The sequence below is a fragment of the Paludibacterium denitrificans genome (genome assembly GCF_009707705.1).
GTDB lineage: Bacteria > Pseudomonadota > Gammaproteobacteria > Burkholderiales > Chromobacteriaceae > Paludibacterium_A > Paludibacterium_A denitrificans.
In genome coordinates this window covers 2873024-2894905 of sequence record NZ_WLYX01000001.1, presented here as the reverse complement: position 1 = coordinate 2894905, position 21882 = coordinate 2873024, and the positions used below count along the sequence as shown (strand labels likewise).

The window sequence follows — 21882 nt, the reverse complement described above, 5'->3', positions numbered from 1 at the left end:
CACGGCGGTATAATCGCCGGATGTAAATTTATTGACGGAGCACGCGATAATGTCCATGGCTGATCGTGACGGGTTCATCTGGTATGACGGTGAACTGGTCGAGTGGCGCAATGCCACTACCCACGTACTCACTCACACCCTGCACTATGGCATGGGCGTATTCGAAGGCGTACGTGCCTATCAAACAGCCAAAGGCGCTGCAATTTTCCGCCTGCAGGACCATACCGATCGCCTGTTCCGCTCGGCCAAAATCCTGAACATCGCCCTGCCGTTCAGCAAGGAACAGATCAACCAGGGCGCATGTGGATGTAGTCAAAGCCAACAAGCTGGACTCCTGCTACTTCCGCCCGATGGCCTTCTATGGCTCCGGTAAACTGGGCGTGGCGCCGATGAAAGACGACGTGCATGTCATCGTCGCCGCCCGGCCGTGGGGTGCTTACCTCGGTGAAGAAGGTATGGAAAAAGGGATTCGCGTCAAAACCTCCTCGTTCAGCCGTCACCACGTAAACATCACCATGTGCAAAGCCAAGGCCAACGGCAACTACATGAACTCGATCCGGCCAACAACGAAGCCACCGCCGATGGTTACGATGAAGCCCTGCTGCTCGACGTGGATGGTTTCGTGGCCGAAGGTTCCGGCGAAAACGTGTTCATCGTCCGCAATGGCAAACTCTACACTCCGGACCTGACAGCCGCGCTGGAAGGTATCACCCGTGACACCGTGCTGTGCATTGCCGGGAAATGGGGCTGGAAATCATCGAGAAGCGCATTACCCGCGACGAAGTTTACAGCGCCGAAGAAGCCTTCTTTACCGGCACAGCCGCCGAAGTGACGCCGATTCGCGAACTGGATCGCCGCAGCATCGGCATCGGCCAGCGCGGCCCGATCACCGCAGAAATCCAACAGCGCTACTTTGACATCGTCAACGGACGCGATGCCAAGCACGAAGCGTGGCTCACTTACGTACAATAACACCGCGTCAAGCAGCAACCGGGCTTGCACGCCAAGCCCTCTTGAGGACACATCATGGCTGAATTAAAAGAAAACACCCAGCGCGAAATCGAAGTTACCGCCAAAGACCTGCCGTTGCATTGCCCGACCCCCGACATGGTGTCGTGGAACTCGCACCCGCGTGTTTACCTGCCGGTACACAAAACCGGTGAAGCGCGTTGCCCGTACTGTGGCACCGTTTACAAACTGGTGGGCCCGGCTGGCGGCCACCATTGATTGTTCGATCCCCATGGACGAGGAAAGGTGCGGCGCGTGCCGCACCTTTTTTGCTTGTTAAATGAAGAAAAAAATCCTCGGTTATTGCCCCCTCGTGGGTGGGTGACGGCGTCATGGCCCAGCCGCTGTACCAGCGCCTGCATGAACGTTACCCGCAACTGGAATTGCACGTCTTTGCCCCGGGCTGGACGCTGCCGCTACTGGCGCGCATGCCGGAAGTTGCCAAGGCACACCTCAACCCGTTTGGTCACGGCGCCTTGCGCCTGCGCGAACGCTGGAAGGTTGGCCGAACCACGGCGGCCGAGAAGTTCGACCAAGTCATCGTGTTGCCCAACTCGCTCAAGTCCGCGCTGGTGCCGTTATTCGCTAGCATCCCGCTGCGTACTGGTTTCATCGGCGAGGCGCGCTACGGCCTGCTGAATGACACCCGCGAACTGGATGAACATGAACTGCCGATGATGGTGGAGCGCTTCTGTGCTCTGGCGGAAGACAAACGCCACCCCGTCAAACGTCCCATTCCCTACCCGCACCTGACGGTCAGCGAGTTGGCGCAACAGCAAACGGCACAGTCGCTGAAGCTGGATGTGTCACGACCGGTAATCGGTTTTTGTCCCGGGGCGGAATATGGACCGGCCAAGCGCTGGTACACGCGCCATTTTGCCCAGTTAGCCCAACGCTTTAGTCAGGCAGGCTATGCCGTCTGGCTGTTTGGCTCGGCCAAGGATGCGACAATTGGCACGGAAATCGCCAATCTCTCCAACGGCACCGCCATCAATCTGTGCGGCAAAACCGGACTGGAGCAGGCGATTGATCTGCTGTCACTGGTCAAACTCGCCGTCTGCAATGATTCAGGATTGATGCACGTCGCGGCCGCGCTGGGTAAACCGCTGGTGGCGCTGTATGGCTCATCCAGCCCGGATTTCACACCACCGCTTTCCGATCAGGCCGCTGTGGTCTCGCTGAATCTGGACTGCAGCCCGTGCTTTGAACGCAACTGCCCATACGGTCATACCAACTGCTTGGAACAACTGCTGCCCGATATGGCTTGGCAAGCAGCCAAACGCTTCCTGCCCGACCTGAACTGATAGCTGCCCCGGCCTTTAACATAACAATTACACGGCCTCTTTGCCGATTGAAACATGAGCGTAAAAGACAAACACGGATTACCCGAAGAAAATAGTCGTCGCATGGAACTGATCCGGGCCGCGGCCCGCCTGTTTCGTGACCAAGGCTATGAACGCACCACTGTCCGCGACACGGGGAACGCCGTCGGACTACAGTCTGGTAGCCTGTTCTATCATTTCCGTACCAAAGAAGAGATTCTGGTGGCCGTAATGGCCTTGGGCATTACCGCCACCACCGAGCAGCTCGCTGAAGCCATTGCCAGCGTGCACACCCCACGGGAGAAACTGGCCGCCCTGTTCCACGTGCATCTCAACTCGCTGCTGGGTGATAACCAGCACGCGCTGGAAGTCATGCTGTATGAGTGGCGCAGCGTGTCTGACGCCGCCAAACCGGGGCTCATCGTGTTACGTGATCGCTATGAGGCACTCTGGCAAACCGTACTGGACGAAGCTGCTGCCGATGGGCTGGTCAAGCCGGATACACGGCTGCTACGCCGTACCTTGCTGGGCAGCCTGCATTGGTCGGTGCAATGGTTCCGCTCCAATGGCGAACTGAACGTCAACGAACTGGCCGACCGCATGTTGGCGCTGGTGCTCCTGAAGTAAGTCATCCTCTTCACTGCACAGCAAAAAGGCGACCATCTGGCCGCCTTTTTTATCGCTTATCCAAGTATGACTTGACCGCCTTATCAGGCTTTCACATCAATCTTTTGCCCAAGATGAGCCGGATTGCTTGCTTGTATCGCCTGAGCAGATTGGGCTGCACCATCCACCAGCGACAACACGCTTTGCGCGGTCACTTCACGCGTTTTGTTCAACGCAAAAATTTGCGTTTGACTGGAGACAGCCCCCAGCTGCCGTGACTTGACTAATATCGCTCATGCCCCCACCTCCTGACCAAACAGATGATTTACACCCCTAAGTGTAATTCTCCATTGGCAGATTGTCATGACATACCTGCTAAACTAGCACACTGACACCTCAGAACAGGAACCATCACGATGAGCAACACCCGTCACAGCCCCCTTCTGATTCTCGGTTCCGGCCCTGCCGACTACACTGCAGCCGTCTATGCTGCCCGCGCCAACCTGAAACCGTTGCTGATTACTGGCCCGGCTCAGGGCGGTCAACTGATGACCACCACCGAAGTGGATAACTGGCCAGCCGACGCGGCGGGCGTGATGGGGCCGGAACTCATGCAACGCTTCCAGCAGCACGCGGAGCGCTTTGGCACCGAAATGCTCTTCGATCACATCCACACCACGTACCTGAACGAAAAGCCGATCCGTCTGGTGGGCGATGCAGGTGAATACACTTGCGATGCGCTGATCATCGCCACTGGCGCATCAGCCAAGTATCTGGGCTTGCCGTCTGAAGAAGCGTTCAAAGGTAAAGGCGTGTCGGCTTGCGCCACCTGCGATGGCTTCTTCTACCGCAATCAGGATGTTGCCGTGATTGGTGGTGGTAACACCGCCGTTGAAGAAGCACTGTATCTGGCCAATATCGCCAAGCATGTCACGCTGATTCACCGCCGCGACAGCTTCCGTGCTGAAAAAATCATGGTCGACAAGCTGATGGAACGCGTAGCCGAAGGCAAAGTTACGCTGAAACTGGAAAGAGGTCTGGATGAAGTGCTGGGCGACGACTCCGGCGTGACCGGTCTGCGCCTGAAATCGGTAACGGATGGCAGCACCGAAGAGATCAAGGTAATGGGTCTGTTCGTGGCGATTGGCCACCAGCCGAATACCGATATTTTCAAAGGCCAGCTGGACATGGATGCCACCGGCTATCTGGTCACCAAAGGCGGGCGTGACGGCAATGCCACCGCCACCAGCATTCCCGGTGTATTTGCAGTAGGCGACGTGCAAGATCACATTTACCGTCAGGCCGTGACCAGCGCCGCCTCCGGTTGCCGGCAGCCCCGGATGCAGAACGCTACCTTGACAGCCTGAAGTAACCCCCTTGAAAACCTTCAAGAACGCATTGAAGGATATCCGTCGGCAGGTGAAGCCAAAACTCTCACCTGCCGCGGCTTCGGCCAACCTTCCTCAGTTACAGCAGCCGCCCGAACCGGAATTCAAGCAGCTGTTTCACGACGTTATTCCACTCAAAACCGGCAATCGGCACTATCCGCAACCACGCAAGCCCAGCCCACACCCCAAGCAGCAGCCTCAATCAGCCATACTCACGGTCGAACAGCAGCGCGCGCTCTACAACCACATGGCTAAGGCTGGTTTGACACCGACGAGCTGGATGCCAGCTACCTGAGCACCAGCATGCCCACCACCACGCTGAAAAAATTACGTGCCGGGCACTGGCGCATCGTAGGGGAACTCGACTTGCACGGCATGGACCGCTATCAGGCACAGGAGGTATTAACCCTGTTCCTGCACCGCGCACGCGCACGCGGACAATGCGTACGCGTGATTCATGGCAAGGGGTTTGGTTCGGATGGCGAACCGGTACTCAAACGCATGGTACGCGGCTGGTTGCAACGCCACCCCGATGTGCTGGCGTTTTGCGAGTCACGTGAGCAGCATGGCGGCAGCGGGGCGCTGATGGTGCTGCTCAAGCGGCGTCAGACGTCTGAATAGACCCAATTACCCCATGTCATTTTCCCGGTGTTTCGGTTACTCTTGAGTGGTCGCAGCCACCCCGCGACATCGCAATAAAAGGAGTTTTCCATGTCAGGCACACCCTGCCCCGCCTTCAGTCTTCCCGGCACCTCCGGCCTTGTTTTCCAATTGAGCGCGGCAAAAAAACCGCTGATTGTGTACTTTTACCCCAAAGACAACACCCCCGGTTGCACCAACGAAAGCATGGCTTTCCGTGACTTGCACGACCAGTTTGTTGCCGCAGGCGCCAGCGTCGTTGGCATCTCGCGTGACAGTCTCAAATCACATGAAAACTTCAAGGCCAAGCTGAACCTGCCGTTTGAGCTGCTGTCCGATAGCGAAGAAACCGTCTGCACCCTGTTTGATGTCATCAAAATGAAGAACATGTATGGCAAACAGGTACGCGGCATAGAACGCAGCACCTTTGTGATTGACTCCACCGGCTCGATTGTCCGCGAATGGCGCAAGGTAAAAGTGCCGGGCCACGCCGAAGAAGTGCTCGACTTCGTCAAATCACTCTAAATCAAGCCAATGCAGGCTGGCCGGGCGGGCCAGACACTGCCAGAACAAGGGGGCCATCATGGCAAGCCGCAAGAAGAACAAAACCACCAAGCTGTTTGTACTGGATACCAACGTACTATTGCACGACCCGACCTGCCTGTACCGTTTTGAAGAGCACGACGTTTTTATCCCGATCATCACGCTGGAAGAACTGGACACCCACAAAAAAGGCATGTCCGAAGTAGCGCGTAACGCCCGCCGGCCAGCCGTTTTCTGGATGACATCGTCAGTGCCGGGGAAGCCGACATCGAAGCCGTAAGCATTCCGCTCAAGAGCGCCAGCCGTGACGCCGCCACCGGCAAACTGATCCTGCAAACGCAGGCTATTCACAGCGTGCTGCCGGATTCCATGCCGGTAGGCAAGGCCGACAACCAGATCCTCGGCATTGTGATGGCGCTGAAAGATCTGCATAAAGATCGCTCGGTCATTCTGGTGTCCAAAGACATCAACATGCGCATCAAGGCGCGTGCGCTGGGGCTGGAAGCCGAAGATTACTTCAACGACAAGGTGCTGGAAGATACCGACCTGCTCTACACCGGCACCCGCGAAATCGACGAAGCCTTCTGGGAACGCAACGGCAAGGAAATGACCTCCCGGCAGGAGCATGGCCGCAGCTACTATCAGGTCAAAGGCCCGGATACGGCCAACCTTTATATCAACCAGATGCTGTGGCAAGAAGGCAACCAGCCGCTGCAGGCACGCGTCATCAGCGTAGAGGGCAAGGTTGCCGTTCTGGAAACGCTGAAAGACTACAGCCACAGCAAGAACAACGTCTGGGGCATCACGGCCCGCAACCGTGAGCAGAATTTTGCCCTCAACATGCTGATGAACCCGGATATCGACTTTGTCACCCTGCTGGGTCAGGCCGGTACCGGTAAAACCCTGCTGACGCTGGCTGCTGGCCTTGCCATGACACTGGAGCAGAAGCTGTACTCGGAAATCATCATGACGCGGGTCACGGTGCCGGTGGGCGAAGACATCGGCTTTCTGCCGGGCACCGAAGAAGAAAAAATGGCGCCGTGGATGGGCGCACTGGAGGACAACCTCGATGTTCTCAACAAGAGCGACGATGACGGTGGCGATTGGGGACGGGCGGCAACCCGCGACCTGATCCGTTCACGCATCAAGGTCAAATCCCTTAACTTCATGCGTGGCCGCACTTTCCTCAATAAGTATCTGATCATCGACGAAGCGCAGAACCTGACGCCCAAACAGATGAAGACCCTGATTACCCGTGCGGGCCCGGGCACCAAGGTGGTTTGTCTGGGTAACATTTCCCAGATCGATACGCCGTATCTGACCGAAGGCAGTTCGGGTCTTACTTACGTGGTCGACCGTTTCAAAGGTTGGGAGCACTCCGGCCACATCACGTTGCAACGCGGCGAACGCTCGCGTCTGGCCGATCACGCGGCAGAGGTACTGTAATGCAAGCACGCCTCGAACTGGTCCATGAGGCGGCAAAAGGTGGCGTGACGGACAAACGTCACGCGCCCCTTTTGTTCGTGCATGGTGCCTACTGCGGTGCGTGGTGCTGGCAACAGCATTTTCTGCCGTGGTTTGCCGCTCGCGGCTATGACTGCTGGGCGGTAAGCCCTGGAAGGCCACGGCGAGAGCGAAGGACAGGACTATCTGGCGGCCATCAGTATTGATGATTACGTCAAGAACCTGCACGACGCCATCCAGCAAATTGGCACGCCACCTATTGTAATCGGCCATTCCATGGGTGGGTTTGTTCTGCAGCAGTACCTGACGACGCATACCCTTTAAGCAGCAGCCTTTCTGGCATCGGTTCCGCCGACAGGTCTGGCATCTTCCAGCCTGCGCTTGCTGACAGAAACGCCTTCATTATTCCTGAAGCTGAACATGTACCAACATGGCATGTACAACCCGGAATTCTATGAATTGCGCAGCATGTTGTTTTCCTCCGATGCCGGGGATGATGTGATTGAGGCGATGATCCAGCACTTCCAGCCGGAAAGTGATCGCGCCATCATGGACATGGCGTTCGTCAACTTGCTGGGCATCCGCCCGATTCCACCGCTGCCCGCGCTGGTGTTGGGCGGCGGAGAAGATGCACTGATTCCAGCGGAAGACGTACAGGCAACCGCGCAACTGCTTAATGTTCGCGCCGAAATACTGCCGAACATGGGCCACATGATGATGATGGACACACGCTGGCAACAGGTTGCCGAATGCCTGCTCCGCTGGCTGGAAGGCCTCAACATTGGCGCAGAGAACTCAAGCCATCACCGCGATGCGGTGGCGGCCCCGGGCCTGAGCATTCGTCCGGTAGAGGTTGGCCGAAAACCCTCTTTTTCGGCCAACCTATGTGGCTCCCTCCAAAGTAATAAGCACCAAATTTCTACCCTGCTCTTCGTTTGCTCACGCACAAACCAAAAACCCCGGCAGCCATATAGCTACCGGGGTTTTTGCCAATACCGAGTTCAGGATTAGTGCTTGGGATGCCAAACAATATCCTTGACTGACAACTTCTTCGGAATCAACTTCAGTTCATAAAAGGTATCGGCAATGCGTTGCTGCTCGGCGATTACCTTGCCATCCAGCGGTTTCACCCCGTAAGCTGACCGGTTAGCCGCCACCTGCACAATGGTCTTGTCGAGGCCCACTTGCGCCGCCAGCGCATCCGCGACTTCGGGAAGATGGCTCTTGCTCCAGATATCGAGCTTGGACAGTTCTTCAATGATGATTTTGATCACCGCCGGGTTACGCTCGGCATAGGTTCTGGACGACAGGTAGAACTGATGGTTACTCACCGTTCCGCGGCCATCGGCCACCAACCGTGCCCCCGTCTGTTTTTCTACCGCAGCAAAGAATGGGTCCCAGATAACCCAGGGCATCGACACTACCACGCTCAAACGCAGCGCGTGCATCGGCCGGTGGCAGATAAACCGGCGTGATATCGCTGTATTTCAGCCCGGCCTTTTGCAACGCCTTAACCAGCAGGTAATGCACATTGGAGCCTTTGTTCAGCACCACGCGCTTACCTTTCAGGTCCTTGACCGAGCGAATGGGCGAATCCTTGCGCACGACGATACCTTCGCCCGCCGGAGAAGGCGGTTCGTTGGCGATGTATAACAGATTGGCACCTGCGGCCCGGGCAAAGATTGGCGGAGTTTCACCCGTGGTGCCAAAATCGACACTGCCGACATTCAGCCCTTCCAGCAATTGTGGCCCGGCTGGAAACTCGGTCCACTTCACCTCTACACCCAATGGCGCCAAACGCTTCTCCAGCGTGCCGCGTGCCTTGAGCAGGACCAGACTGCCATATTTCTGATAGCCAATACGCAGCGGATCGGCTTTTGCGGCCCACGCATTGGTCGACAAGGCAAACGACACCCCTAATACCGCCAACAGCCCCAACAGGCCACGGCGCGGTCGGTTAACATGATTCATGACACTACCTTTTGTGTTGTTATCGCTTAGCCTGGCGAAGGCAGGCTGCATGGCGAGAATGGTAAGAATCACCCTCACCAAAGTGAAACAAGATTAAGTGATTTGTATATCAGTACTGGTGCTTTGGCGGCCGATGGCCTTATTCGGCCAATCTGAATAGCCGTTGTGCATTGCCGTACAGCACCCGCTCCAGCACCGAATCTTTGAAACCCAAGTTCAGAAAGTCATCGATCGACTGTTTGATCGGCCGGAACGGATAGGACGAGCCAAACAGGAATTGATCAGACATAAAGCCGTTGACCGCCTCCACATACAGCTTGCTCCCCGGCACGAACAGGTACATGTCCGGCACCACGTGGACATTCTCGTAGCGGAAGGCAATCCCCACGATCTGGTCCACATTTGGCCAGAAGCCGTGGTAACAAACGATGGGCAATTGCGGGAAATCGCGGGCCACCTTGGCAATGGGTGACGGGTCGTTAAACCGCGGGTCAGGTGTTGTCGGCCCGGACATCAGAAAAACCGGTACCCCCAGTTGCGCGCAGAGCTCGTACACCGGGTAATAAACAGGGTCATCAGCATGGCGTGCCGGTTCACCAAACCCCGACTCCAGATTGATACCCGCCAGCCCCAGTTTGCGAATGGCCCGTTCCGCCTCGTCAACCGCTGCGGCCCCTTGGCTTGCCGGATCAACCGCACCAATGCCAATCAGCTCTTCATGGCCATGAACAATGCCGTGAATGCGCTCGTTGGGCAGATGCTGCGCCGGTGTTTGCCGCCCCACCACCACCGCCCGCGACAGGCCAGCCTCGCGCACTTCAGCCACAAAGCCTTCCTGCGTTAACGAACGGGTAAAGTGCTCGTCATGCAGCGCCCCGACACGACGATTGAGCCAGCGTGCTGCGTCATAAGCCGGTGTTCCCGGCGTTGCGCCAAAGAAATCGTGCAAAAACGCCGGACGGCAACGCATATCTATGATTTTTGTCATGACCACGCCCACGCTTATTTCTGTGTAGTGCTGACGTCAAACGGGCCGCCAGTAAACACGTGGTCTCCGGCATTGACCGCACCCTTGCCCGGCAGCAGCGGGAAGACCAGTTCGGCAAAGCGGAAGGCTTCTTCCAGATGCGGGTAGCCAGACAAGACAAAGCTGTCTACGCCCAAATCGGCATATTCTTTCAGCCGCGCCGCCACGGTTTGCGGGTCACCCACCAACGCTGTTCCGGCACCTCCGCGCACCAGCCCGATCCCCGCCCACAAGTTAGGGCTGATCTCCAGTTTGTCACGGCTACCGCCATGCAGCGCTGCCATGCGTCGCTGCCCTTCCGAATCCATGCTGGCATAACGCGCTTGCACCTTGGCGATGACTTCATCATCCAGACGGCTGATCAGCCGATTGGCATCCGCCCAGGGCTTCTTCATTGGTTTCCCGCACAATCACATGCAAGCGCACGCCAAAACGTACGGTGCGACCATGTTTGGCGGCACGGGCACGTACATCGGCAATTTTTTCGGCAACGGCGGCTGGCGGCTCACCCCAAGAAAGATAGGCATCAACATGTTCAGCAGCCAACTCATGCGCCGCCGGAGACGAACCACCAAAATAAATCCCCGGATAAGGCTGCTGCACTGGCGGGAAATAGTTTTTCCCGTCTTTGATCTTGTGGTATTTGCCATCGAAATTAACCGTTTCACCAGACAGCAGACCGCGCCAGATGGTGAGAAATTCGCTGGCTTCTTCATAGCGCGCATCGTGATCGAGGAAAATCCCGTCAGCCGCCAGTTCCGCCGCATCGCCCCCCGGCACCACATTGATCAGCAAACGCCCATGGGTTGCCTGATCCAGCGTGGCGGCCATGCGTGCGGCAGCGGACGGCAAGGTCAATGCGGTTCGCACCGCGACCAGCAGTTTTAGCCGTTGCGTGACCGGAGCCAGCGTAGCGGCGGTTACCCACGGGTCCACGCAGCCACTGCCCGTCGGGATCAGAATCCCGTCATAGCCCAGTGTATCGGCCGCGACGGCGACCTGACGCAGGTATTCATTGCTCACGGCACGGCCGGTTTCCGACTGGCCGAGGTAACGGGTGTCTCCCGAGGTGGGCAGAAACCAAAAAATATCCAGACTCATGTCAATCTCCTTGTCTGCACACCTGAGGTGGCGGTATGCGTCGGTTCAAACGGGGTGGCAAGGGCGATTGTAGGGAGTGGAATAGCACAACAGAACTGAATAAAACTGCTTTGCAAATCCATTAAGGTCATAACCTGTCATAATAGGTTATGACTAAATATACCAGTGGCCGATGTGCTGCCATGCAGCCCCGGTTTAATCCGGGCGGCATTAGTATTTAAGGAAATTTTTCATGACATCCATGCCCTTGCCTCTGCATACCCAGATACGCGATAGCCTGCGCACACAGATTCTGGATGGCCAGTATCAGCAGCACGACAAGTTGCCATCGGAAAAGCAGCTCATGGAGAGTTTTGGCGTCAGCCGTATTACCGTGCGCCATGCTTTGGCAGCGCTGGGGCAGGAAGGCATGGTCTTCAAGATTCCCGGCAAGGGGTGCTACGTTTCCAAGCCCAAGCCAACACAACAACTCGCCCGCTTGCAAGGTTTTGCCGAATCCATGGGGCGACAAGGCTATGAAGCCTTCAACCGCCTGATCAGCCTGCAAACTGTCAGCGCCAACGCTGCCATGGCCGCGGCATTTTCCCTACCCGTCGGCGCTCCACTTACGGAGATACAGCGCGTGCGTTACCCGGATCGGCAGCCCATTTCGTTCGACCGCACCTATGTCTCGGTTGAAATTGGCCAACGTCTGGCACGCGAAGATCTAGCCACACGCGACATCTTTCTCATTCTGGAAAATGATTACAGTATTGGACTGGATCACGCCCTGTTAAGCATTCAGGCTGCCAATGCCGATGCCGATCTGGCCGCCAAACTGGAGATCGCTCCGGGGGACGCCGTACTGCAACTGGAAAGGGTAACCTACACCACCGAAGGGGCGCCACTGGAAATGGACTATGTGTCGTATCGCGGCGATGCTTTTCGCTATCAATTGCGCATTGCACGTAACTGATGGCAGCAAGCATGAAAAAGCGGCCATGAAGGCCGCTGTAAAGATTCAGGTTGCTTAAGCGTTTGCTGGCGCCGAGGTTGCCAGAGTACATCCGGCACGCCTTGCAATTTGTTGAGATAACGCGCCAGTACGAACAACAGGTCGGAAAGACGGTTGAGGTATTGGCGGGCCGCGGCAGACACGCCTTCGTCACGCGCCAAGGCCACTACCGCACGTTCAGCACGCCGACAGACCGAGCGCGCCTGATGCGCCAGCGCGGCTGCACGTGAGCCGCCGGGCAGAATAAACTCTTTGAGCATTGGAAGATCAGCATTCATGACGGCGAGCCATTCTTCCAATGCCAACGGCTGCTGTTCGCTTAATGCGACATAGCCGGGCACCGCCAGCTCAGACCCCAAATCGAATAGATCGTGCTGAATGGCTGACAGCCAGCTCGTTACATTGTCTGGCAACGCTTCAACCAGCAAGACACCAATCACCGAATTGAGTTCATCCACATCACCCAGCGCCGCCACTCGCGGTGCATCCTTGCCGACACGGCGGCCGTCGCCCAGTCCCGTGGTCCCATCGTCACCGGTACGAGTCACGATACGAGAAAGCCGGTGGCCCATCAGTGTTGCCCGTCCTGATCGCTAGTTTTGCCAAGAACGGTAATGGCTTGGCGCAGGCTATCGCGCAAGGCTTCACCAAACAGCATTTCGTAATCTTCCTTCAGTTGGTGCATGACCCCGTTACGCATTTGACGAGACTGCATTTCCAGCGCGTCTTGCAACCAGAGCGACAGTTCCAGCTTCATGCGCGGCAGTAGTTGCTGGTACAAGGTGTCGATCAGCGCCTGTTCATTGACCACAGCCACCGTTTGCGCAGCAACAGGGGCTACAGATTCTGGCTGCACGACAGGTGCGGCAGGTGGAGCCATCACCGGAGCAACTGGCGCCTCGGGGACAACCGGTGCAGGCAGTTCAGCGCTAACCGGCACATCCGGCACTGGCGGCTCAACCATCGCAACGCTGGCAGCCGTTTCGGCCAACCCAGCCGTCAATGGCACCGGCTCGGCAACCGGAGCGAGCATGGCTGCCGCCGCGGCAACGGTAGCTTCAGTAGCGAGAGCCTCAGACGCGGCGCTAGCGTCGACCTTCACCTCGGTCGAGTATGGTTCGGACACCAACACCGATTCGCTAGTGGCGACAGGCGCCTCGACAAGTTCTTCCTGTTCGGTGCCTGATGTGTGGTCTTGCTCTGGTGCTTGCAGTTCCAAGGCCGCCATCAGCGGAGCCGGATCGATCATCTCCGGAACAGATACAGTTTCCGGTACCGGCTGATCAGGTATCGAGGGCGGCAACGGTTCGTCTACAGACAACGACGCGGCCACTGGTTCTGCCGGTGTCTTTTCCGCTTCCATGCTCTGCTGGGCGGCCAGAGCCTGCTCGGCCGCCTGCAAAATATCCTCGATGGAAGTCACCGGAGCGGGCGGCGCAACGGGAGCGGCTTCTGCCGGACCGAGCCCACCGCCCAATACACCGGTCGGCAACTGTTCCAGATCGATACTGGTAAAGCCGGTAAGCGGGGTTGGCGTGGCAATCTGGTCATTGGTGACGGGCGCTGGCGTCACGGCAGGCTCACTGTCAACAGACGCTGGTGTAACGACCGGAAGTTGTGTACCCGCGGTAGGCACGCCAAGACCCAGTTTAGCCAGCGTCTCTTCATCCAGATCCGCACGGGTAAAGGCAGCAAAGGCTTCCAGATTGAAATCGCTGTTTTCTGCCACGCAGGACGCATTTTGCTCATCTGCGCCATCGGTTTCGGCCAACGTTGGCAGTGGCAAATCATCCAGCACCAAGGTTTCGATATCGGCATCGGCCGAGTCGAATGGCGATAGAGAAGTTGCTACGACGGGTTCCGGGATCTCAGGCACGGCAGCCGAAGGCGGCGGCAATTCAAACTCAAACGGCTCGGGCGCAGCGGTGAGTTCCGGGATTACGGCGGTATCGGCAGAAAGCGCCGCCGCTGCTGGCGACGGTGACATGTCATCCAGCGCCAGTTCTTCCACCACCGGCACATCAAGATCCAGCGATGGCAAAGACGTCATGTCGAGCGTCGGAATGTCATCCAGTGCCACAGGAGCGGATTCTTCCGTGCGCGTCAGCAGCGGAATCTCCAACTCCGGAATAGCCAGATCAGTCAACTCCGGGACATGGGGCGCAAAGTTGTCTTCACCGTGAGCGGTGGCAGCGTCCAGCGCATCCAGCTCATGCGAAAAATCGAAGTCAGGAATATCCAGTGGCGTTTCGGCCAACGTAGGCACCTGACTGTCCTCGACCACATCGGTAAGAACAGGCAGATCCAAGGCATCCCAGTTGGGCAAATCAGGCTTTGGCGACTCGGTCATGATCACTTGTGGCTCATGTCGTGGTGTTCGATTTCGTACCCGTTGGCGCGGTAAGCCTTGAAACGTACGCGAGCCTTGGCCAGCGAGGCCTCGTCACACCCGACGATTTCCAGTAATCGGGAAAAATGCTCGGGGTGATCGGGTAACTCCGGCGCCAAGTTTAACAGCACCGGGTGGGTAAGTGTGTCCGGTAATGACAGCGTCAGCCACACCGGGGTATCTGCGGCTTCATCGGCGGTCATGGTGCAATGCGGCACAAATTGCGTGTCCCCGACGCACCATAAGCGGTTACTGAAGGTTTCCAGCGCCTGCTGGTTTTCCAGCCACACCAGCAAGCGCTCGCCTTTGCGATACACCGTAGCCGCCAAACGGCAGGCAAAATCCTGCGGATTGGCAACATTGGTATAAAAATCAATCTGCGTCATCATCTACCGTTTCAACGGCCTCACGCCGTGGGCGGCCACGTCGAACGACATTACCCGTGGCAATATCCGCCCGGTCTTGCAGGAACTGCACCAGAAGCGGTACCGGACGACCCGTTGCCCCCTTGTCCGCGCCACTCTTCCAGGGCGGTGCTTAAGCGATGTCCAGATGCGCCCAGTCATAGTTTTTGGCAAAACGGGACAGGAAGCATGCGGCGGTAATGCTGCCGCCCGGACGCCCACCGATGTTGGCCATATCGGCAAACGGGCTCTTGAGCAGCTCCTGATAATCGTCCCACAGTGGCATGTGCCGGGCGCGATCGGCAACCTCTTCCCCGGCCAGAAGCAGTTCGCGCGCCAGACTGTCCTGATTGCTATACAGCCCGGTTGCGATATGACCGAGCGCGATCACGCACGCGCCAGTAAGCGTGGCCACATCGACCACCGCCGCAGGGTTGAAGCGTTCGGCATAGGTCAGCGCATCGCAAAGAATCAACCGGCCTTCGGCATCGGTATTGAGGATTTCAATGGTCTGACCGGAAAGCGATGTCACAATATCACCCGGCTTGACAGCCATGCCGGACGGCATGTTTTCGCAGGTGGGGACAATGGCGACCAGATTGAGTGGCAATTTCATTTCCACCGCCGCCCGGAAGGTGCCCAGTACGGCCGCAGCGCCGCACATGTCGTATTTCATTTCGTCCATCGCTTGGCGCCGGGTTTGAGGGAAATCCCGCCGGAATCAAAGGTGATCCCCTTGCCCACCAGCACCACCGGGTTATCGCTGGCATTCTTGGCACCGTGATATTGCAACACGATCAGGCGTGGGCTTTCGTGGCTACCTTTGGCTACCGCCAAGAACGAGCCCATGCCGAGTGTGGCAAGTTCGTCCTGCTCCAGAATCTGGGACTCGACGCCAAGGGTTTCGGCCAACGTGCGCGCCTGTTCGGCCAGATATGACGGCGTGCAGACATTTCCCGGCAGGTTCCCCAGATCACGCGCCAGTTTCATGCCCCGGCTGATTGCCAGCCCGGTTTGCAGCCCCTTCTCGCCTTCAGCCAGATCACTGCGTCGCGGCACCGCCGGGGTCAACCGGCGCAGCGCACGCGCGGCTTCATCGGTCTTGGTTTTGAACTGATCAAAACGGTATAACACATCCTCGGTAACGACCGTGGCTTGCTCTACCATCCATTCAACATCATGTTTTTTTATGGTCAATTCGGTGAGATAACTTACCGCTTCCGTGGCGGAAGTCTGACTCAGCGCCTTGATGGAGGCGCGCACCGCGTCGCGGTACTCCTTGGCGCGGAACTCGCGTTCCTTGCCCAATCCCACCAGTAACACCCGGTCACACAACACGTTGGGAACCGAGTGCAGCAGCAGCGTGCTGCCGAGCTTGCCTTCCATGTCGCCACGACGGATCACGTCGCTAATAAACCCGTTGGCGGTACGATCCAGCAAATCGGCGGCAAAAGTCAGCTTGCGCGCCTCATAGACGCCGACAATGACGCAGGCCACGCGCTGCTTTTCCGGGCTACCGCTTTTTATGTTAAATTCCATCAAGTACTCCCGTGTATAACGAGTGTCAGTTGCCCCACTTCACGACCGGCCGTCACTACATGGGTAATGTGTCTGGACGGCTCTGCCCCCGGTGAAGACATCGATTATGTCTATCCCGAAACATGCCGGATATGGCGCTTCAGAATTTTCGGATCAAATTATCACTAAGCTAGTCATAAAAAGTCAAAAAGGCACACATCAATGGTTTTTCATAAAAGCCTGACTCGGGAATTGACTTTTACGGCGTTGGGCGTTTTTGTCGTTCTTCTTGCCATTATCATTTCCACGCAGGCCATCAACTTGCTTGGCCGCGCCGCAGAAGGCCGGTCGCCAACGAAGCCGTGACCGCGCTGATCGGCTTCTGGGCTCTGGGTTTCTTCCCCTTGCTACTGATTCTTACCGTATTCGTCAGCGTACTGGTGGTCATGACCCGACTGTGGCGTGACCATGAAATGGATGTCTGGTTATCGTCCGGCTTATCGTTAAAAAACTGGATCTGGCCGATCATGCGGTTTGCCATCCCGCTGGCGATTGTCACCGGTGGCATTACCCTGCTGGTCTCGCCACGGGCAGAACAACGCAGCCAGTCTTACGCAGAAATCCTCAAACACCGCGAAGAAATCTCGGCAATTTCCCCGGGGATCTTCAAGGAATCCAGTTCATCCAGCAAAGTCTATTTCATTGAAGATTATTCGGGCGAGCACGGCGCGGCGACCAATATTTTCATGCAGGACATGAGCGGCGGGCACGTGGCCTCCATCTTTGCCAAACATGGCTATCTGACCAGCAACAAGGATGGTGAACGGGTGCTGGTACTGGAAGATGGTCGCCGCTACGTTGGCGAACCGGGCCGCGCCGATTATGAAGAAGCCCAGTTCAAGCGTTATAGCGTGATCATTGGTGAAAGCACCAAATTTGCCGGGCCAGGCGGCGACAAACAGGCGTTGAGCACCCAGCAATTGCTGGCTGACGACAGCCCCAAGCACCGTTCCGAACTGATGTGGCGCCTGTCAATGCCACTTAGCTGTCTGGTGCTGGCGTTGCTGGCCATCCCCTTGTCCTACTACAACCCGCGTAGCGGCCATACCTACAACCTGATCTTTGCCCTGCTGACCTTTTTCCTGTACCAGAACGGTCTGACTCTGGCACGCAACTGGGTATCGCAAGGCAAGGTGGGCGTCATGGCCATGCTGGCGGTACACCTGCTGTTCGTCGTGCTGGCGCTCATCCTGCTCAAGCATCGCAACCGCCCGGCCACCACGTTCTCGCACACGCTGCGCACCCTATTCCGGAAGTCCTGATCACGATGAAGCTGCTCTATCGTTACATCATCAGCGCGTTAAGCCAGACGACCCTGTTCACGCTGGCAGCCTTGCTCGGGCTCTACGCTTTTTTTGACATCATTCGTGAAGTTCCCGATCTGGGGCATGGCAATTACGACTTGGGCAAAATGGCAGGGTACATTGCCCTGCTGCTACCGGGGCATGCGTATGAACTGATGCCGCTGGCGGTACTAATTGGCGGCATGGTGGCGATGACACAACTGGCCATGTCCAGCGAATACACCGTGATCCGCACCTCGGGCATCACTCTTGGCCAGATTGCTTAAGCATCTTGCTGCGTTTTGGCTTGGGTTTTGCCGTACTGACCGTGGTGCTGGGCGAGTTTGCGGCCCCTTATGCCGAGCAACAGGCAGAACGGCTCAAACTGTCCGCCACCCGCTCCATGGTGGCCCGGGAGTTCCGCTCCGGCATCTGGGTCAAGGACAATCGCAACTTCATCAACGTGCGGGAAATGCTGCCAGACACCACGCTGCTGGGCGTGCGCATCTATACCTACGATGAAAATTTCCGCCTGATGCAAACGCGCTTTGCCGAACGCGGCAGTTTCTCCAAGGCCAACCACGCACGGGAACTGGTCAACATCAAGGAAACCAATCTGATGACCGACCACACCACCAGCCGTCAACTGGCCAAAGTGGAGTGGAAATCCATCATCGAACCGGAAATTCTGAATGTGTTGCTGGTGGTGCCGGAACAAATGTCGGCGCTCAATCTGGTCCGTTACATCGAACACCTGCACAACAACAAGCAGCAAACCCAACGCTATGAAATTGCCTTGTGGAGCAAGCTGTTCTATCCGCTCGCCTGCGTTTCCATGGCGCTTGTGGCGCTGGCTTTTACACCGCAACAACGCCGCCACGGCCAGTTGGGGGTAAAGCTGTTTGCCGGTATTTGTCTGGGGGTGGGGTTCCACTTCATCAACCGGCTGTTTGGCCACCTTGGCTTGCTGTACGACTGGAATGCCATTGTCGCCGCCACACTGCCCACACTGTTGTTCCTGCTGGCGGGCATTGCCCTGATCCTCCGCCGGAAAGACGCTGACATGCACGACCTGACTCCGGAACAGATTGCCCAATACCGGCAAAACCTGTGTGATAGCCGCACAAGGTTGGCCGAATTCTATACCCAGCGCCGCGACCCGGTAGTTTTCCTCGAGGGGTACAGCGAGGCGGTGGATCAGCTGATCCAGCGCTTGTGGGCAGAACTGGAACTGGGACAACAGGCCAGTCTGATTGCCGTTGGCGGCTATGGCCGGGGGCAGTTATTTCCGCATTCAGACATTGACCTGCTGATTCTGCTGCCCACCCCCACGCCGGACGACCTGCCCGCGCGCATCACCCGCTTTATCAGCCTGATGTGGGATGTTGGGCTGGAAGTGGGTCACAGCGTGCGGACGTTGGCCGAATGCCTGAGCGAAGCCCGTCAGGACATCACCATTGAGACCAATCTGCTGGAAAACCGGCTGATTGCCGGTGAAACGCAGGCTTACCAGCAACTGATCACCCTGCTGGAACAACAGCGTGACCCGGTCGCGTTTTATGAAGGCAAGACGCTGGAGCAGCAACAGCGCCACAACCGGCACTTTGGCGTCACCAATAATCTGGAACCAAACATCAAGGAAAGCCCGGGCGGCTTGCGTGACTTGCACACGATCTTATGGATCAGCAAGGGCAGTGGACTGGGCGACAACTGGGAAGCGCTGGCCCACCGCGGCATCCTGACGTTGGCCGAAGCGCGCCTGATCCGTCAAAGCGAACGCCAGCTGCAACGACTGCGCATCGACCTGCACCTTCTGGCCCGGCGTCGCGAAGACCGATTGATTTTCGATCTGCAAGCAACAAGTAGCACAGGCGGCCAATCTGCAGGACACCCCGGCCAAACGCGCCAGCGAACAAGTGATGCAGCGCTATTACCGCGCGGCCAAGACCGTCAGTCAGCTTAACGGCATCCTGTTGCCCAACCTGCGAGCGCGGCTGTATTCGCAAGTGCCACGGGTCACGCAGAACCTGAATGAGCGCTTTTATTCGGTCAACGGCATGCTGGGCATTCGCCGTACCGATGTGTTCGAGAAAGAGCCATCGGCCATTCTGGAAGCGTTTCTCATGCTGCAGCGCCATCCGGAACTGACAGGTTTTGCACCGCGCATGCTGCGGGCACTATGGCATGGCCGCACCCGCATCAACGACCGCTTCCGGCGCAATCCGCGCAATCGCGAATTGTTCATGCAGATTTTGCGTGAACCCGGATTGACCCGCAGCCTGCGGCGCATGAACCTGTACGGCGTACTGGGCAAATATCTGCCCGGCTTCGGCCGTATCGTCGGGCAGATGCAGCACGATCTGTTTCACGTCTACACCGTGGATGAGCACATCCTGATGGTGGTGCGCAATCTGCGCCGCTTTGCCATTAGCGAGTTCAATCACGAATACCCGGCCCTGTCGCGCCTGGTCAATGATTTCGAGCGGCCGGAAGTCCTCTATATCGCCGGTCTGTTCCACGACATAGCCAAAGGACGTGGCGGCGACCATTCCCGCCTGGTATGGCCGATGCACGCGAGTTCTGCGAACAACACGGTTTGTCGCCCGACGATACCGAACTCGTGGTCTGGCTGGTGGGCGAGCACCTGTCAATGTCGAGCATTGCGCAAAAAGAGGATATCTACGACCCGGAAGTGGTACAGCGCTTTGCCGACATCGCCAAAACGCCGCGGCGGCTGGCCGCGCTGTATCTGCTCACCGTGGCAGATATTCGCGGTACTAGCCCCAAGGTATGGAACGCGTGGAAGGCCAAGCTGCTGGAAGACCTGTATCACGCCACCTTGCGTACCCTGCTGCGCGGCGGCGAGATGGATCTGGACTCTGAGCTGGAAGATCGCAAACGTCAGGCACAGGCCCTGCTGCGGCTGTATGCCGTACCGGAAGGAGTGGAAAGCAAGTTGTGGTCGCAGCTCGACACGCTGTACTTCCTGCGCCACGAGGCCAAGGAAATCGCCTCGGCATGCCCGCATTCTGAATCGTTTCGTGACCGTGGAACATCCCATGGTCCGGGCACGCCTGTCGGATGACCATGAAGGTATCCGGTGCTGGTTTACACCCCAGACCGGCCCGAGCTGTTTGCCCGTATCTGCGCCTTCCTTGGCCGCACCAACTACAGCATTGCCGACGCCAAGGTCTACACCACGCGCCATGGCTATGCGCTGGATACCTTCCACGTATTCATTCCGGAGCATCATGACGGCGATTACCGCGACATGATCAACTTCATCGAATTCGAGTTGGCCGAATGCCTGAGCAAAGACACGCCGATTCCGCTACCGGGCGCAGGGCGGATCAATCGTCACCTCAAGCATTTCCCGATCACGCCGCAAGTCATCATTCGTGCCGACGACCGGGAAAACTATTTTGTACTGTCCATCGTCGCCGGTGACCGTCCCGGCCTGTTGGCGCGCATCACCAAGGTGCTGACCGATTACCAGCTGCATGTGCAATCGGCCAAGATCATGACGCTGGGCAGCCGCGTAGAGGACTCCTTCCGGTGTCCGGCGAAACACTCAAGGACAACAAGGCAGTATTGGCACTGGAAAGCGCACTGATCAACGCGTTACGGATTTGACTTTACCACTCAGGGCAAATCACTTATCGTGTGATTTTAACTTACGTTAACGTCACTCATGTATTTTGAAGACCTGACTCCGGGCCGCCGCTTCATCACGGAAAGCTACCACCTCAGCCAGGATGAGCTGATTGCGTTTGCCCAACAATTTGATCCGCAATATTTTCACACTGACCCGGAAGCGGCTAGCCGCAGCGTCTTTGCCGGTTTGGCCGCCAGCGGCTGGCATACCAGCTGCCTGACCATGAAGCTGGTGGCACGTTCGGAACTGCGCCATATCGCCAATGGCCTGATCGGCATGCAGGTGGACAAGATGCGCTGGCTTAAGCACCAACCCGACCGGGCGACACGCTAACGGCAGAAATAGAAGTGCTGGAACGGCGCCGCTCGGACAGCCAACCGGGGTTTGGCGTGGTAAAGCTAGGCTGGGTGACGCGCAATCAGCACGAAGAGATTGCCGTGCAGATGGAAACGTCCATTTGGGTACAAGTCCGGCCAGAGAACACGGCGCCAACCGCAGCGTAATCCTCGG

General features: G+C 57.4%; 28 protein-coding genes and 5 pseudogenes. 23 read left to right on the top strand and 10 right to left on the bottom strand.

The features are described 5' to 3' along the window. Positions 1 to 55: 55 nt before the first annotated feature. The 6 genes and pseudogenes from GKE73_RS26165 to GKE73_RS18655 all read left to right on the top strand — a co-directional run bounded on the left by GKE73_RS26165 (position 56) and on the right by GKE73_RS18655 (position 2957). Positions 56 to 373, top strand: coding sequence for an aminotransferase class IV (locus GKE73_RS26165; protein ID WP_376767389.1), 318 nt, complete (start codon positions 56 to 58; stop codon positions 371 to 373). Between the two features lie 144 nt (positions 374 to 517). Beyond that, positions 518 to 786, top strand: a pseudogene (locus GKE73_RS26160) (aminotransferase class IV); the annotation flags it as partial. Between the two features lie 42 nt (positions 787 to 828). Next, positions 829 to 972: a hypothetical protein gene (locus tag GKE73_RS26155; protein ID WP_376767455.1), complete on the top strand. Its 144-nt coding sequence runs from the start codon at positions 829 to 831 to the stop codon at positions 970 to 972. A gap of 54 nt (positions 973 to 1026) precedes the next feature. After that, the gene (locus GKE73_RS18665; RefSeq protein ID WP_230371072.1) at positions 1027 to 1227 is read left to right on the top strand and encodes a zinc-finger domain-containing protein; all 201 of its coding nucleotides are present in this window, start codon (positions 1027 to 1029) and stop codon (positions 1225 to 1227) included. A 113-nt stretch (positions 1228 to 1340) separates the two neighbouring features. Continuing rightward, a complete protein-coding gene (gene waaF / locus GKE73_RS18660; protein WP_230371071.1) occupies positions 1341 to 2312 on the top strand; it encodes a lipopolysaccharide heptosyltransferase II in 972 nt (323 codons plus the stop codon). A 102-nt stretch (positions 2313 to 2414) separates the two neighbouring features. After that, positions 2415 to 2957 carry a TetR/AcrR family transcriptional regulator gene (locus GKE73_RS18655; RefSeq protein WP_230371070.1) on the top strand — a complete coding sequence of 181 codons (543 nt, stop codon included), beginning with the start codon at positions 2415 to 2417 and terminating at the stop codon, positions 2955 to 2957. 83 nt (positions 2958 to 3040) lie between these two features. On the opposite strand, the gene GKE73_RS24230 is transcribed toward GKE73_RS18655, so the two are convergent. Further along, entirely contained in the window at positions 3041 to 3169 is a 129-nt protein-coding gene (locus GKE73_RS24230; RefSeq protein ID WP_280955026.1) for a hypothetical protein, read from the bottom strand. Positions 3170 to 3352: 183 nt separating this feature from the next. Here GKE73_RS24230 and trxB point away from each other — a divergent pair. From trxB to GKE73_RS18610, 8 genes and pseudogenes are all read left to right on the top strand, one after another. Next, positions 3353 to 4308 (top strand): annotated as a pseudogene (gene trxB, locus GKE73_RS18650) (thioredoxin-disulfide reductase). Positions 4309 to 4313: 5 nt separating this feature from the next. Further along, entirely contained in the window at positions 4314 to 4619 is a 306-nt protein-coding gene (locus GKE73_RS18645; protein ID WP_230371069.1) for a hypothetical protein, read from the top strand. An 8-nt stretch (positions 4620 to 4627) separates the two neighbouring features. Continuing rightward, the gene (locus tag GKE73_RS18640) at positions 4628 to 4945 is read left to right on the top strand and encodes a Smr/MutS family protein (RefSeq protein WP_230371068.1); all 318 of its coding nucleotides are present in this window, start codon (positions 4628 to 4630) and stop codon (positions 4943 to 4945) included. Positions 4946 to 5035: 90 nt separating this feature from the next. Then, positions 5036 to 5488 carry a peroxiredoxin gene (locus GKE73_RS18635; protein WP_230371067.1) on the top strand — a complete coding sequence of 151 codons (453 nt, stop codon included), beginning with the start codon at positions 5036 to 5038 and terminating at the stop codon, positions 5486 to 5488. 58 nt (positions 5489 to 5546) lie between these two features. Then, positions 5547 to 6952 (top strand): annotated as a pseudogene (locus tag GKE73_RS24220) (PhoH family protein). Continuing rightward, entirely contained in the window at positions 6952 to 7176 is a 225-nt protein-coding gene (locus tag GKE73_RS18620) for a lipase family protein (protein WP_230371066.1), read from the top strand. Before GKE73_RS24220 ends, GKE73_RS18620 begins: the two are co-directional and overlap by 1 nt. After that, positions 7121 to 7294 (top strand): alpha/beta hydrolase, encoded by a 174-nt coding sequence (locus tag GKE73_RS18615; protein ID WP_312854593.1) that lies wholly within the window; start codon positions 7121 to 7123, stop codon positions 7292 to 7294. The genes GKE73_RS18620 and GKE73_RS18615 overlap by 56 nt, the downstream gene beginning before the upstream one ends. A 96-nt stretch (positions 7295 to 7390) precedes the next feature. Beyond that, positions 7391 to 7981 carry an alpha/beta hydrolase gene (locus GKE73_RS18610; protein WP_230371065.1) on the top strand — a complete coding sequence of 197 codons (591 nt, stop codon included), beginning with the start codon at positions 7391 to 7393 and terminating at the stop codon, positions 7979 to 7981. Here GKE73_RS18610 and GKE73_RS18605 read toward each other — a convergent pair. The 5 genes from GKE73_RS18605 to GKE73_RS26765 all read right to left on the bottom strand — a co-directional run bounded on the left by GKE73_RS18605 (position 7978) and on the right by GKE73_RS26765 (position 11069). After that, a complete protein-coding gene (locus GKE73_RS18605; protein ID WP_230371064.1) occupies positions 7978 to 8301 on the bottom strand; it encodes a type 2 periplasmic-binding domain-containing protein in 324 nt (107 codons plus the stop codon). The two genes, GKE73_RS18610 and GKE73_RS18605, sit on opposite strands and share 4 nt — an antisense overlap. After that, positions 8294 to 8941 (bottom strand): aliphatic sulfonate ABC transporter substrate-binding protein, encoded by a 648-nt coding sequence (locus GKE73_RS18600; protein WP_230371063.1) that lies wholly within the window; start codon positions 8939 to 8941, stop codon positions 8294 to 8296. Before GKE73_RS18600 ends, GKE73_RS18605 begins: the two co-directional genes overlap by 8 nt. Before the next feature lie 139 nt (positions 8942 to 9080). Then, a complete protein-coding gene (locus GKE73_RS18595) occupies positions 9081 to 9929 on the bottom strand; it encodes an amidohydrolase family protein (protein ID WP_230371062.1) in 849 nt (282 codons plus the stop codon). A gap of 14 nt (positions 9930 to 9943) precedes the next feature. Continuing rightward, the gene (locus GKE73_RS26770; RefSeq protein ID WP_280955024.1) at positions 9944 to 10363 is read right to left on the bottom strand and encodes an LLM class flavin-dependent oxidoreductase; all 420 of its coding nucleotides are present in this window, start codon (positions 10361 to 10363) and stop codon (positions 9944 to 9946) included. After that, complete coding sequence (locus GKE73_RS26765) at positions 10314 to 11069, bottom strand: LLM class flavin-dependent oxidoreductase (RefSeq protein ID WP_280955023.1); 756 nt, start codon at positions 11067 to 11069, stop codon at positions 10314 to 10316. Before GKE73_RS26765 ends, GKE73_RS26770 begins: the two co-directional genes overlap by 50 nt. A gap of 232 nt (positions 11070 to 11301) precedes the next feature. Here GKE73_RS26765 and GKE73_RS18585 point away from each other — a divergent pair, with 232 nt between their 5' ends. Continuing rightward, entirely contained in the window at positions 11302 to 12024 is a 723-nt protein-coding gene (locus tag GKE73_RS18585; RefSeq protein WP_230371061.1) for a GntR family transcriptional regulator, read from the top strand. On the opposite strand, the gene GKE73_RS18580 is transcribed toward GKE73_RS18585, so the two are convergent. From GKE73_RS18580 to GKE73_RS18565, 4 genes and pseudogenes are all read right to left on the bottom strand, one after another. Next, a complete protein-coding gene (locus tag GKE73_RS18580) occupies positions 12000 to 12635 on the bottom strand; it encodes a cob(I)yrinic acid a,c-diamide adenosyltransferase (protein WP_230371060.1) in 636 nt (211 codons plus the stop codon). The genes GKE73_RS18585 and GKE73_RS18580 overlap by 25 nt on opposite strands. Beyond that, positions 12635 to 14413: a hypothetical protein gene (locus tag GKE73_RS18575; protein ID WP_230371059.1), complete on the bottom strand. Its 1779-nt coding sequence runs from the start codon at positions 14411 to 14413 to the stop codon at positions 12635 to 12637. The genes GKE73_RS18580 and GKE73_RS18575 overlap by 1 nt, the downstream gene beginning before the upstream one ends. A 2-nt stretch (positions 14414 to 14415) precedes the next feature. Then, complete coding sequence (locus tag GKE73_RS18570) at positions 14416 to 14841, bottom strand: DNA polymerase III subunit chi (RefSeq protein ID WP_230371058.1); 426 nt, start codon at positions 14839 to 14841, stop codon at positions 14416 to 14418. Further along, positions 14825 to 16395, bottom strand: a pseudogene (locus GKE73_RS18565) (leucyl aminopeptidase). Before GKE73_RS18565 ends, GKE73_RS18570 begins: the two are co-directional and overlap by 17 nt. A 341-nt stretch (positions 16396 to 16736) precedes the next feature. Here GKE73_RS18565 and lptF point away from each other — a divergent pair. The 8 genes and pseudogenes from lptF to GKE73_RS18525 all read left to right on the top strand — a co-directional run bounded on the left by lptF (position 16737) and on the right by GKE73_RS18525 (position 21875). After that, positions 16737 to 17696: an LPS export ABC transporter permease LptF gene (gene lptF / locus GKE73_RS18560; protein ID WP_376767386.1), complete on the top strand. Its 960-nt coding sequence runs from the start codon at positions 16737 to 16739 to the stop codon at positions 17694 to 17696. A gap of 5 nt (positions 17697 to 17701) precedes the next feature. Continuing rightward, on the top strand, positions 17702 to 18004 hold the full coding sequence (locus tag GKE73_RS18555; RefSeq protein WP_230371057.1) for an LptF/LptG family permease: 303 nt from the start codon (positions 17702 to 17704) through the stop codon (positions 18002 to 18004). Between the two features lie 5 nt (positions 18005 to 18009). After that, a complete protein-coding gene (lptG, locus tag GKE73_RS18550) occupies positions 18010 to 19680 on the top strand; it encodes an LPS export ABC transporter permease LptG (RefSeq protein ID WP_230371056.1) in 1671 nt (556 codons plus the stop codon). Continuing rightward, a pseudogene (locus GKE73_RS25120) lies at positions 19637 to 20206 on the top strand ([protein-PII] uridylyltransferase); the annotation flags it as partial. The gene lptG and the pseudogene GKE73_RS25120, both read left to right, overlap by 44 nt. Positions 20207 to 20277: 71 nt before the next feature. After that, positions 20278 to 20802 carry a hypothetical protein gene (locus GKE73_RS18540; RefSeq protein WP_230371568.1) on the top strand — a complete coding sequence of 175 codons (525 nt, stop codon included), beginning with the start codon at positions 20278 to 20280 and terminating at the stop codon, positions 20800 to 20802. A gap of 15 nt (positions 20803 to 20817) precedes the next feature. Next, on the top strand, positions 20818 to 21330 hold the full coding sequence (locus GKE73_RS18535) for an ACT domain-containing protein (RefSeq protein WP_230371567.1): 513 nt from the start codon (positions 20818 to 20820) through the stop codon (positions 21328 to 21330). A 78-nt stretch (positions 21331 to 21408) separates the two neighbouring features. After that, the gene (locus tag GKE73_RS18530; protein WP_230371055.1) at positions 21409 to 21705 is read left to right on the top strand and encodes a MaoC/PaaZ C-terminal domain-containing protein; all 297 of its coding nucleotides are present in this window, start codon (positions 21409 to 21411) and stop codon (positions 21703 to 21705) included. 14 nt (positions 21706 to 21719) lie between these two features. Further along, entirely contained in the window at positions 21720 to 21875 is a 156-nt protein-coding gene (locus GKE73_RS18525; RefSeq protein ID WP_230371054.1) for a hotdog family protein, read from the top strand. Positions 21876 to 21882 lie beyond the last annotated feature (7 nt).

Coding starts and splice junctions, on each gene's coding strand:
- GKE73_RS26165 (WP_376767389.1), top strand. CDS start 56: ATGGCTGATCGTGACGGGTTCATCTGGTATGACGGTGAACTGGTCGAG.
- GKE73_RS18665 (WP_230371072.1), top strand. CDS start 1,027: ATGGCTGAATTAAAAGAAAACACCCAGCGCGAAATCGAAGTTACCGCC.
- waaF (WP_230371071.1), top strand. CDS start 1,341: ATGGCCCAGCCGCTGTACCAGCGCCTGCATGAACGTTACCCGCAACTG.
- GKE73_RS18655 (WP_230371070.1), top strand. CDS start 2,415: ATGGAACTGATCCGGGCCGCGGCCCGCCTGTTTCGTGACCAAGGCTAT.
- GKE73_RS18640 (WP_230371068.1), top strand. CDS start 4,628: ATGCCCACCACCACGCTGAAAAAATTACGTGCCGGGCACTGGCGCATC.
- GKE73_RS18635 (WP_230371067.1), top strand. CDS start 5,036: ATGTCAGGCACACCCTGCCCCGCCTTCAGTCTTCCCGGCACCTCCGGC.
- GKE73_RS18620 (WP_230371066.1), top strand. CDS start 6,952: ATGCAAGCACGCCTCGAACTGGTCCATGAGGCGGCAAAAGGTGGCGTG.
- GKE73_RS18610 (WP_230371065.1), top strand. CDS start 7,391: ATGTACCAACATGGCATGTACAACCCGGAATTCTATGAATTGCGCAGC.
- GKE73_RS18600 (WP_230371063.1), bottom strand. CDS start 8,941: ATGAATCATGTTAACCGACCGCGCCGTGGCCTGTTGGGGCTGTTGGCG.
- GKE73_RS18595 (WP_230371062.1), bottom strand. CDS start 9,929: ATGACAAAAATCATAGATATGCGTTGCCGTCCGGCGTTTTTGCACGAT.
- GKE73_RS26770 (WP_280955024.1), bottom strand. CDS start 10,363: ATGAAGAAGCCCTGGGCGGATGCCAATCGGCTGATCAGCCGTCTGGAT.
- GKE73_RS26765 (WP_280955023.1), bottom strand. CDS start 11,069: ATGAGTCTGGATATTTTTTGGTTTCTGCCCACCTCGGGAGACACCCGT.
- GKE73_RS18585 (WP_230371061.1), top strand. CDS start 11,302: ATGACATCCATGCCCTTGCCTCTGCATACCCAGATACGCGATAGCCTG.
- GKE73_RS18580 (WP_230371060.1), bottom strand. CDS start 12,635: ATGGGCCACCGGCTTTCTCGTATCGTGACTCGTACCGGTGACGATGGG.
- GKE73_RS18575 (WP_230371059.1), bottom strand. CDS start 14,413: ATGACCGAGTCGCCAAAGCCTGATTTGCCCAACTGGGATGCCTTGGAT.
- GKE73_RS18570 (WP_230371058.1), bottom strand. CDS start 14,841: ATGATGACGCAGATTGATTTTTATACCAATGTTGCCAATCCGCAGGAT.
- GKE73_RS18555 (WP_230371057.1), top strand. CDS start 17,702: ATGAAGCTGCTCTATCGTTACATCATCAGCGCGTTAAGCCAGACGACC.
- GKE73_RS18540 (WP_230371568.1), top strand. CDS start 20,278: ATGGCCGATGCACGCGAGTTCTGCGAACAACACGGTTTGTCGCCCGAC.
- GKE73_RS18530 (WP_230371055.1), top strand. CDS start 21,409: ATGTATTTTGAAGACCTGACTCCGGGCCGCCGCTTCATCACGGAAAGC.